At 41.5% G+C, this 11,272-nt stretch carries 8 protein-coding genes; 2 read left to right on the top strand and 6 right to left on the bottom strand.

What is annotated here, in order from left to right; genetic code table 11:
• On the bottom strand, window positions 1-2,755 hold a 2,755-nt coding region (locus CJD30_RS08700), incomplete at its 3' end, for a filamentous hemagglutinin N-terminal domain-containing protein (protein WP_294918386.1).
• 188 nt (window positions 2,756-2,943) lie between these two features.
• On the opposite strand from CJD30_RS08700, the gene CJD30_RS08695 reads away from it, so the two are divergent.
• Both CJD30_RS08695 and CJD30_RS08690 read left to right on the top strand, forming a co-directional pair.
• Window positions 2,944-4,779 (top strand): 7TM diverse intracellular signaling domain-containing protein, encoded by a 1,836-nt coding sequence (locus tag CJD30_RS08695; RefSeq protein WP_294918382.1) that lies wholly within the window; start codon window positions 2,944-2,946, stop codon window positions 4,777-4,779.
• Window positions 4,772-5,488: a response regulator gene (locus tag CJD30_RS08690; protein ID WP_294918380.1), complete on the top strand. Its 717-nt coding sequence runs from the start codon at window positions 4,772-4,774 to the stop codon at window positions 5,486-5,488. The genes CJD30_RS08695 and CJD30_RS08690 overlap by 8 nt, the downstream gene beginning before the upstream one ends.
• A gap of 163 nt (window positions 5,489-5,651) precedes the next feature.
• Here CJD30_RS08690 and CJD30_RS08685 read toward each other — a convergent pair whose 3' ends face one another.
• Genes CJD30_RS08685 through pheS form a run of 5 tightly spaced genes read right to left on the bottom strand, consistent with a single transcriptional unit; the run spans window position 5,652 to window position 11,254 of the window.
• Window positions 5,652-5,837, bottom strand: a complete 186-nt coding sequence (locus CJD30_RS08685) for a hypothetical protein (protein WP_294918379.1) — start codon at window positions 5,835-5,837, stop codon at window positions 5,652-5,654.
• Window positions 5,834-6,664: a 4-hydroxy-3-methylbut-2-enyl diphosphate reductase gene (locus CJD30_RS08680; protein WP_294918378.1), complete on the bottom strand. Its 831-nt coding sequence runs from the start codon at window positions 6,662-6,664 to the stop codon at window positions 5,834-5,836. The genes CJD30_RS08685 and CJD30_RS08680 overlap by 4 nt, the downstream gene beginning before the upstream one ends.
• Window positions 6,661-7,938 carry a 3-phosphoshikimate 1-carboxyvinyltransferase gene (aroA, locus tag CJD30_RS08675; protein WP_294918377.1) on the bottom strand — a complete coding sequence of 426 codons (1,278 nt, stop codon included), beginning with the start codon at window positions 7,936-7,938 and terminating at the stop codon, window positions 6,661-6,663. Before aroA ends, CJD30_RS08680 begins: the two co-directional genes overlap by 4 nt.
• Window positions 7,935-10,265, bottom strand: a complete 2,331-nt coding sequence (gene pheT, locus CJD30_RS08670; protein ID WP_294918376.1) for a phenylalanine--tRNA ligase subunit beta — start codon at window positions 10,263-10,265, stop codon at window positions 7,935-7,937. Before pheT ends, aroA begins: the two co-directional genes overlap by 4 nt.
• On the bottom strand, window positions 10,262-11,254 hold the full coding sequence (gene pheS, locus CJD30_RS08665; RefSeq protein WP_294918375.1) for a phenylalanine--tRNA ligase subunit alpha: 993 nt from the start codon (window positions 11,252-11,254) through the stop codon (window positions 10,262-10,264). The genes pheT and pheS overlap by 4 nt, the downstream gene beginning before the upstream one ends.
• Window positions 11,255-11,272 lie beyond the last annotated feature (18 nt).

Below are 11,272 nucleotides of genomic sequence, written 5' to 3'. Positions count from 1 at the left end.
CTGTTCTATTCGTTGCTACTACATAAAACTCTTGACTGACACCTTTTGGAAGTGTTACCCCTCCATTAATCAAATCGACAACACTGCCATTCCCCAAAGGTACACGGATTTCACCTACACCTTGAGTGAGAGCAGCACTTTGGAGTTGATCCATGCTTACCGTTTGTACCGGAGCATTGCCATCAGTAGTTCCGACAAGATTGTACGATCCTCTATAAGTATCGCCTTTAGGCATCATTGTTTGTAGGAGTTCTGTGGTTTTTATTTGTGCTTGAGTCGGTTTCGGTGCTATAGGTGCAATAACTCGTGGTATGGGTGGAGTTACCGCCGTTGAATTTACGATTGTTGTGATATCATAATGTGGTCGGGTTAAAGGTGTTGGTCTGGCTCCGCCTATTACCCAAACAGATGTTCCCGCATTTAGTCCTGATTTCGTCCATCTCAGCTGCGGATAACCATTTGACAGGGATGAGTCTTCTACAATGTCCCATGCAGGAGTAGTACTATTAAAAGTAGCCAAAGATTTCATCTCAGATGTTGTTTTACCTATAACTGTACTTCCTGCTAGTCCATTTGATGATTGTCCACTTGTATCGCTATTCCAAAAACTATTAGTTCCTATACCTGCACCATAACCAGCAAAGCCACCTATATATGTTTCGGTACCAACGACAGTACCAATTGAGTAGCTATTTACTATCTCACCGCTTCTAACCTGTCCCACTAAACCACCTACTAGACCAGCAGCAGTTACATTACCAGTAGAATAACTATTAGCTATACTACTACCATCACTGTTACCCACTAAACCACCTGCTGTATGAGCAGCAGTTACATCACCGGTTGAGTAGCTTGATGATATATATGCAGCATTCTTATTCCAACCGACTAAACCACCTACATAATTATTACTAGCTGTTACATCACCGGTTGAGTAGCTTTCCATTATCCCTGAACCATCATTAACACCAACTAACCCACCTACAGATTCACCATGACTAACTGTTACATCCGCAGTTGAGTAACTATTGAATATTAAACTAGAACTGCGGTTGTATCCAACTAAACCACCTATATAAAAAGTAGGATTAGCCGTAGAAGCTACAGAACCGGTTATGTAGCTATTTATGATTTGATTGCTATTTGTAGCAAATCCAACTAAACCACCGACATAACTTCTACCCGTAATATCTGCATTGATCAATCCAACACTTTCAATCTTTGCACCCATTGTACCACCAAATAAACCTATATAAGACGTTGTAGACCTGTCTATCAAAAGATTTGAGATAGTATGTCCAAGTCCATTAAATATACCTGCAAAATAAGATGAACTACTTCCTATAGGATTAAACCCAGCAGCACTCCATGTATTAGCTGTATCAGCCGCATCAATATTAGAACCAAGTACATAATTGCCACTTAAATTACCGTTGATACCTTGCAAATCTGTACCTGTTGTACTCCCTTCTGCTCCAAGAGAGTTAATAATAGTATAAGCCGTACCATTGATATTAATACTTGAAGTAGAAGCTAAATCAATACTACCTTTAAATGCACCTGTACTATAATCAATACCTATAAATACATGTCCGCCATTGCTTTGATTTGTGGAATCTGTAATCAATACCAATCCGGCTGTACCTGTCGCACGCATAATAGCATTGATATTAATATGTTGATAAGCTTCTAGTGTTAAAGTATTTGTATTCCAAGAGATCCTGTCATTTACATTAATATTACCATCTGTTCCATTGCGTCCTTGTGAGCTTTGGATTATTACATTACCGTTTGCTAAGTTGGTTGTAAGTGTTGTACCTGTCATATCTCCCCCACTAGCAGCAATAGTAAAATCTACAGGGTCAATCAACCATGTTCCACTAATGCCCTGATTTGCCTTGGTTATAATACGAGCACGATCATCTATTTTAACTTTGTCACCCGATGTTTCAATAAATCCTCCATTTCCATCATTGGGTGCGCTTGCATCAATGGTTCCGCCGATATTAGCTGTCCCACCGTGAGCAAATAAAATTACTTTACCTGTTACATCGTTCAGTGTTTGTGCTTCGATGATACCGGTGTTGTTGACCATACCATCAAGAATTGTATTGAGGGCTTGGGTTGTCAGGTAGACTTGACCTCCGTCAGCTTTGATGAGTCCTTTGTTCTCTACTAATGCATCCATAGTTCCTTGGTCAATAGTGAGTTTAACGAGGGAGTTACCGTTTAGGTTGAGGCTGATCTTTTCACCTGATGCCATCTGCACATTTCCCATTGTTGCTACGATGGTTCCCTTATTGGCAACATGTTTACCCATCATAGCAACATAGCCGTTATTGGCAGTAATCGTTCCCATATTGATAATGGAGTTTTGGGAGTTACCTTCGAAGGTGTAGTTACCTGCTTGGAAGTTTGCGTCGCTAAGATTAAGGGTAGAAGCGACGAGCCCTCCTACGTTTACTTGTGCACCGTTAGCGAAGAGTACACCATTTGGATTAAGAAGAAATACTTGACCGTTAGCGTTCATGGCTCCTTCGATAAGAGATTGGGTTGTTCCTACAACACGGTTCAAGGTAACTGATTGTGCTGATGGTTGTACGAAGTTGACCGTTTCAGTTTTTCCGATACTGAAATCTTGCCAGTTGATTGAAGCTTTGTTCGTGGATTGGTTGATCGTCGTGATTGATCCGTTTTGGTTGATCGTTGCGCTACCGCTTGTTACGCTCCCGCCGCTCGGTGCCGCAAAGCTCATGGTTGAACCGGCTAAGAGTGCCGATACAACAAGGGAGATTTTGCCCCCTTTGAGTATCCGAAAACGGGAGTTGTATTCTATCTGTCGTTTCATTTATACTCCGATTTTATATTTTGGGTTATCGTAACAAACTGCTGACGGAAAGCTGACGGAAAATTGACATATTTTTTCATGGTATAATCCATATTATGGTCAAGTATCTTTTTTTACTCCTTTATTTATTCGGTACACTTCACGCCAATACTCTCATTTTAGACGACAGACATCTATCAATCAATGATTTCCGATTTTCTTATCTCAAAGATGAACACTCCACCTACACGATCGCCGATATTCAGCATCAGAAATTTCTCGGAAACTCATCCAATGCATTTGCTCTAGGCTATACAAAAGGGACACTGTGGATCAAAATCGATGTACGTAATATAAGCGATCATGAAAATTTTGTCCTGAGTCTCGGAGAACATTTTTACGAAAAAGCAAATCTTTATTACCTGAAAGATCATCAATACATTCAAAAACACAATGGCCTTTTTGTACCCGTAAGTCAACGGGAGATATACGCCAATCAACTCTTATACAAACTCACTATCCCAAAAAATACTACCCAAAGCCTCTATCTGGAACTTCAAGGGAAATATGCCTATTTCGGATACATTACCCTCACTAAGGAAAAGGATTTCCACCCTTATACGTTACTGAATATCAATACGGTCTATCTTCTGCTGCTCGGGATTACAGCTATCATCATGATTTTGAACCTCTTTTTATACTTCAAGGTCAAAGAGAGAGTCTACGCCTACTATGTAGGATACGGTTTTTTCAATCTCATCTACATCATTAATATCAGCGGACTGCTGGTTTACCTGAATCTACAGCACTATATCTACAAACTTCAGTTTACAGCCTCGTTTATGATGGGTTTTTTAATTCTATTTTCAATTGAAATATTAGAGATGAAAAGGTATCTCCCTCGAATCGGAAAAGTAGCTCCCTATTTTTCCTTGCCTGCTTTTTTCTTTGGGATCATGATTTTGTTTACCTATCAGCCATGGAACAAACTGATAAACGATTATGCTGGGCTAGGAAGTTTAATTTTGATAGTACTCTCCATCATAATCTATCTTGAAGGGCATAAAAAAATCAAATACTATATCTTTGCGATGGTAACCTTTTTTGCTTTTGTGATACTGTTTACGTTTATGGTAGCAGGGGTGTTTGAGTACTCTTTTGGAACACGGTACGGCTATGTATTTGCTTCGGTCATTGAGATTATCGTATTCTCATTGATCCTCTCAAACCGATATTACGATATGCGCGAAGATTTTATCCGTTCGCAAAGTGAACTCATCGAAATCAAAAGCAAAAATGAGGCTTTTTTGGAAAACGAGGTCAGAAATCGAACCGAACAACTGGAAAATCTTTTAGGCGAGAGAGAGATGCTGGTCAAAGAAGTACACCATCGGGTAAAAAATAATTTTCATACTCTCATCGGGCTCTTATGGCTGGAAGAGCAAAACGGTGCATCGGATGAGAACAAGTTTCAAAATCTTCGCAATCGCATCAAATCAATGTCGATGATCCATGAAAAGCTCTATCAATCCAAAGATATCAACAATATCCCCATCAAAGAGTACATAGAGGAGATTATCGCCAATCTGCTATCCGCACAAAAAGTGGTTCACGTACAGCTTCATCAAGATATCAAAGATACCATTTTCAAGTTCGATTATGTCGTATCACTAGGGATTATTGTCAATGAGATTATCAGCAATACTCTCAAACACAATCAGGGTACAAAAAATCTTGCAATAGAGGTGAACTTTACCTATGAAGGTGGTATCGCAACTTTGATAATCAAAGACAACGGAAAAGGGTTTGAAAGGGAGAACGTGACTGAAGGACTAGGTATGAATATCATCCAAAGCTTTTCAAAAAAACTTCCAAATAGTACTTGGCATTTTGATACGAATGATGGGGTAGTATTTACACTTCGTTTTCAAACAGGGGAATTTGATGGATAAACAGATCAATATACTAATCGTCGAAGATGAAATCTTCGCCCAAAAGTATCTATTTAAGATCTTGCAATCACTCGGATTTTCAAATATCGATGAAGCCTCAAATGCCAAAGAGGCTCTTGAGATCGTCAAAAACAAACCGATCAATCTGGCTTTTATGGATATCAATATTGATGGTGCTGTGGATGGGATCGAGTGCAGTAAACTGCTCAACAAAGAATACGATCTGCCCGTGATATTCACCACGGCGTATGGGGATAGCCGAACAATCAACGAAGCCAAAGAGGGGAATATCTACGGATATCTGATCAAGCCGTTTGAACAAAACGATGTGGACGCGGCCCTCGGCGTCGCCTTGAAAATGATCTCTCTGCATCAACGATTTGAAGACAAACAATCGGTTTGTAATGATAGTGATGCAATTGATTTGGGTGAAGGTCACATTTACCATTTTTCTAGTAAAACGCTGTTTTGGCAAAATAATTCTCTCAATCTAACTAAAAAAGAACTGGATGTTCTGGATTTTTTTTGCCGAAATATCAATCAGAACCTCTCGTATGACACACTCAAGGCTCATGTATGGGAAAACAGAGATGTATCGGATTCAACTATCAGAGATACCATTTCTAGACTTAAAAGGAAAGTACCCTTACTACAGATAGGAAATATTTTGAGTTTTGGATACATTTTACGATCTAGCTGCAATAATTAACCCTGCACTTAAATCTACAAAGTTGCAAACGATCCGAACAAAACTTTTTTCACTCAAATACCATGTAAACATTTTCTAAAGAAGATTTTATTCAAACCTATCGACAAGAAGAATATATGTGGGAAAATTAAAACAATAGAAAGCCACTGTTTGTTTGCACATATCAAACTCTATTTATGAATTTTGCACCGTAGAGTTCATACGAACCATCCAGTCCGAGAGTATGTAAAAAATTTTTGAATTTTCCCTGCTCTCGGACACCGTATCCTTGAACTTCGAGTGTAGCGAACAATGGAGAGGATAGAATAAAACAAGAAAAGAAAGTAATCGATTTCGATGAAGAACTCATTCGCTGATAGTTTGAATTGCCTTAATAACCTCGTCGATAATCCAATCAGGAGTTGACGCTCCGGCACTAATCCCACAAAACTGTTTATTCTTAAACCATTCGTTTTTCAAATCATCTTTGCTTTCGATATGGTAACTATCGAAACAATACTCTTTTGCAATCGAATGGAGTTGTTTGGTATTGGACGAGTTCTTCCCACCGATAATAATCATCACATCGGCTTTTTGCGCCAAATCACGCACCGCATCTTGGTTATCGAAGGTAGCATTGCAAATCGTGTTAAAAACACGTACCTCTTTATGCTTCGCCATCAATTTTCCGACGATTTGTTGGTATTCTTCAACCTTGCGGGTTGTTTGAGCTACCGTAGCGACTTTTTCGCGAAGTTTTAACGCATCAATCTCATCGGGGCTATTAACGACAAAAACATTCCCGATCGCATAGCTTTTTACCCCTTTGATCTCAGGATGAGCTTCATCTCCAAAAATCACAATATCATACCCTTGTGCAGACATCTCCTCGACAATCTGTTGCGGCTTTGTCACATAAGGGCACGTAGCATCGACTACATTGACCTGACGTTCATTGAGGGTTGAAAGCTCTTGCTTCGGAATACCGTGAGTTCGGATGACCGCCGTATCTCCGGCATGAAAAGAATCGAGGTTTTCGCTGAGAGCAACGTTGAAATCATTTTTGAGTCGATCAATTTCATTGGCGTTATGAATAAGCGGACCATATGTTGCCGAGTTTCGGTTCTCTTCGGCAATTTTTATCGCCCGTTTCACTCCGAAACAAAACCCGTAACTCTCCGCCAACTCAATTTTCATCTCTCGACCTTTGTACACATCTCCAAAAGTTCAAAAAAGTTCGGGAAAGAGGTGTTGATACACTCGATATCTTCTACCTCCATACCGCAACGAAGACCCGCAATTAAAAAACTCATTGCAATGCGATGATCACCATAGCTGTTCACTACAGCCGATGTCAATTCTCCGCCTTTTACCGCATACCCATCCGGATACTCTTCGGTTTCGATACCGCAAAGGTTCAGATTATCCACGACGGTTTTAATGCGATCAGACTCTTTCACACGCAACTCTTCGGCATTTTTGATAATGCTTTTCCCCTCAGCGCACGCCATAGCGATAGAGAGTGCCGGCAATTCATCGATCAGCCATGCGATGTTCTCTTCTACCGTGACAGCATGAAGCGGAGCATGTTCTACCCGAATCGTCCCGATCGGTTCATAACGCTCGTCGGTAATGGTATACGTAATTTTCGCCCCCATACGTTCCAAAACTTTGAACGCTTCGATACGGGTAGGATTGAGAGTTACCCCTTCAATTGTTGCGGAAGAATTCGGTGTAATCGCTGCGGCAACCGCAAAGAAAAACGCGCTTGACGGATCGGCAGGAACACGAATATCAAGCGGTTTGAGCGGTTGTTCTAAAGGCCAAATTTTCGTTTCCAGACCGTTGATTTCAACGCGTGCACCCATCCCACGAAGCATTCGCTCGGTATGATCACGGCTGAGCTCCGGTTCACGAAATGTACAAACGCCATCCGAACGTAGAGCCGCAAGCATCATCGCACTTTTCACCTGAGCCGATGCAATCGGAGAAACATAATCAAAGGCTTTAAGAGAAGCCCCACGAATCGAAAGCGGAGCAAGATCTCCGTTGTTACGACCGTCCAATTTTGCTCCGATAGAACGGAGCGGCTGCGTAACCCGTTTCATCGGTCGACGTTTGAGATATTCATCGCCAGTAAGGACAAAATGCCCCTCTGCGGAGCTTAAAAGGCCGCAAAAAAGTCGTATTCCCGTTCCTGAATTACCGCAATCAAGGATTTCAGAGGTCTCTTTGATCCCGTTAGATCGGATAGTGATAATTTTTCCATCATCGCTAATATCAGCACCCAAATGACCGACGATTTTGAGGGTATTGAGGGTGTCTTCCGCACGAAGAAAATTCTCGATTTTACTCTCACCTTCTGCCAAAACCGAAAACATGGCCGAACGATGCGAAATCGATTTGTCCGGGGCAATCGCATCACTTTTAAAATTAAAAGCGTGTGCAGAAAAAACCTTGGCAGAGATCATCTCAAACCTGCCCCAAGTTCATCACGTAATCCACCGAGTATCCACTCCATAGCTGCATTAATGTCCTCTTCTTCAAGCGTTTTTTCATCGGATTGAAGTACAAATCGAAGGGTCAAACTCATTTGATCTCCCAAACTCTCTGATACGTACCGATCTACCGGATAAAAACGGCGAATTTGAGGTGATACATGTTTTTCTATGACTGTTTTGATCGTCTCATAACTCACCTCTTTAGAGATCAAAACACTGAGATCTCGATACGAAGCTTGGTATTTTGAATACGGTTGTGCTTCAATCAGGTCGTATGGCAATACATCTATACTGAGTTCACACATAAATGTTTGGGAAAGATCAAATTCTTCTTCAACCTGAGGGTGCAAACGGAACAATTCTCCCGCTTCCTGACCATTAATCAATACTTTTGCACATACATACGGATGTGCCAGGGAATGACTTGGTGTGTGTGCAACAAGTTCGAACGAACCGGCTACATCAGCAATCAATTTTGTAAACGCTGCAAAATCAATCACGGCAGGTTTGCCGGCATTAGAGATCTTATCGCTTTCCAATGCACCCGATACGATAAATCCGATACGCTTCGATTCACGACGTGCAGAATCAAAGATCATCCCTGTTTCAAACAATGCGATCTTCTTTTGGTTGACTTTTACGTTTGCAGAAGCCGAATTCAAAAGCCCTACCAATAGTGTTGGACGCAATGTATCGAATGTTGCAGTAATAGGATTCAGGAGTTCTTTATCTTCATCCGTACAAACGAATCCGAACTTTTCTACCTGAGCACGTTCATTGAAAACGAAATGGACCGATTCATAAAATCCGCTTTGTGCCGCGCGATGACGGTAAAGACGTGTTTTTTTGTATTCAGCCAAATCATCGCTCATCTGATTTTTTTCAGCGAATACAAGAGGTTTCGAAGGGATATTATCGATTCCGACAATACGAACAATCTCTTCAATAATATCTTGTTTATTCACAATATCATGTCGAAATTTCGGAACCGAAATAGCAAATGTCGATCCCTTAGGTTTACCGATATCAAGGCCCAAATGTTTAAAGATTTGAGTAATACGGGTTTTATCGATTTTTAGACCGATAAACGATTCAAACTCTTCTTCGACCATACTGATCAAACGGGGTTCATACGTTGTAGTAAGCTCGATGTTCCCGCCGTACAGTTGAGAATCCGAATATTTTTCAAACAACTCTGCCACATACGCCGTTCCAAGGGCGATACTCGGTTCGCTTCCGCGTGAAGTACGGTAATAGTGAGGGCAGCTAGGGACTTTTTTCTCTCCCATTTGTTTGGAAATAAGATCCGGTGCAATATAACTCGCTTCTATAACGGCAAGCCCTTCATTAGCACTAAAATGAGCCTCTTTTTCTTGTGAAACGCCTATAACAGAGACTTTCTCTTTTCCGTACAACGCTGCATAGCCGTTTTCATCATTTTGGAGAGTAATAATCCCCTTTGAATCCGCGTCACCGAACTTTTCGAACGGATACGCCCGCAGAATAACACCTGTGCTGTGGGTAGCATACGCCAACAAAGCATCTACGGCCGTAGCACTTGTCTCTTCAATCATTGCCAAACGCAACGAGATGATAAACGGTACATGCAAATTTTTAACATCAACGGCACCGAATAAAAGATCCGCACTAAATGTTTCAGTATGATGAAGCTGTAAAATACGTCCGATTCCCAAGCGGTTATCTTGTTCGTCTTTTGTATTTTTTTCTCTCAAAGGACGTGACAACGCCGCACGCAAATCACGCGCTACCCCGTGAATACTGAGACAATCACCACGATTTGCGGTCAATTCAATCTCAATTACATCGTCATTAAACGCAACGTATTCATTAAGATTTTTCCCCAGTACCAATTCACCGATACTCTCATCGAGGATCATAATCCCCTCACCCATCGACGGCAAACCGATCTCTTTGCTAGAGCAGATCATACCGTGTGATTCAACACCACGAAGCTTTGCCTCTTTGATTTTCAATCCACCTGGAAGCTCCGCACCGACTGTTGCTAATGCAATGTGAATCCCTTCACGGACATTCGATGCACCGCAAACGATTTGACGTACTTCACTCCCGACATTGACTTGACACACATTCAATTTATCGGCATCAGGATGTTTTTCACATTTCTCGACAAACCCGACAACTACACCGTCTGCGACGCGGATCGCTTCATGCGCATCAACTTCCAGCCCGATCGCATTGAATGTTTTGCACAACTCCTCAGCACTGATACCGTCCAGATCGATCCATTCATTTAACCAATTTTTTGTAACGATCATCTAAACTGCTCCAATAATCTCGTATCACCCTCAAACAATGAGCGCAAATCACCGATACGGTGAATCAACATAGCAAAACGCTCGACTCCAAGACCGAATGCGTATCCGCTAACATTCTCATATCCGACCGCTTTGAATACGTTCGGATCGACGATACCGCATCCAAGAACTTCAAGCCAACCGGTTTTCGAACATACGCGGCACCCTTCTCCGCCACAGAAAATACAGCTGATATCAACTTCTGCCGAAGGTTCCGTGAATGGAAAAAAACTTGGGCGAAAACGGACGTTAACATCCCCGAACATTGTTTTTAGAAAGTCTTCCAGAATAAATTTGAGATTTGCAAATGAAACTTTCCCCGCTTCTTCGACTACCAATCCCTCAACCTGATGAAACATCGGCGTATGGGTAATATCATAATCACGACGGAAAACAGCCCCCGGAGCAATCATCCGAATCGGCGGTTTTTGACTCAGCATAGTACGGATTTGTACAGGTGAAGTATGGGTTCGAAGAAGCATTGAGTCTTTGAAATAAAACGTATCTTGCATATCACGGGCAGGATGGTATTTCGGCAAATTCAGCGCCTCAAAATTGTGAAAATCATCTTCTACCATCGGTCCTGTTTTAACCGAAAAATTCATCGCAACAAAATGCTCGACAATACGATCCATAGTCTCCATAACCGGATGCAATGAACCGCGTTCCGTTGTAGTCGAATAGAGACTAACATCGATCGCTTCCGCTTTCATCGTTGCTTGTAAATGCTCCATCGCTAAAAAAAGCTTGCGGTCGACCAACAAAGCATTCAATCCCTCTTTGTGAATATTCAGCTCTTTAGCAAACGAGCCTTTTTCAGCATCGGGAATATCTTTCATACGGGCGAACTCAGCGTTCATAATCCCTTTTTTTCCGAAAATAGCGATTCGGATCTCTTCGATTTTATCAATCGAGTCGGCCGATTTTATAGCGTCATACCACTCTTGCAAAATAGAGTCTCCATTGTG

This window comes from Sulfuricurvum sp. PD_MW2 (genome assembly GCF_002633015.1).
Classification (GTDB): Bacteria; Campylobacterota; Campylobacteria; order Campylobacterales; family Sulfurimonadaceae; genus Sulfuricurvum.
This window is presented reverse-complemented; position numbering and strand designations above follow the sequence as displayed.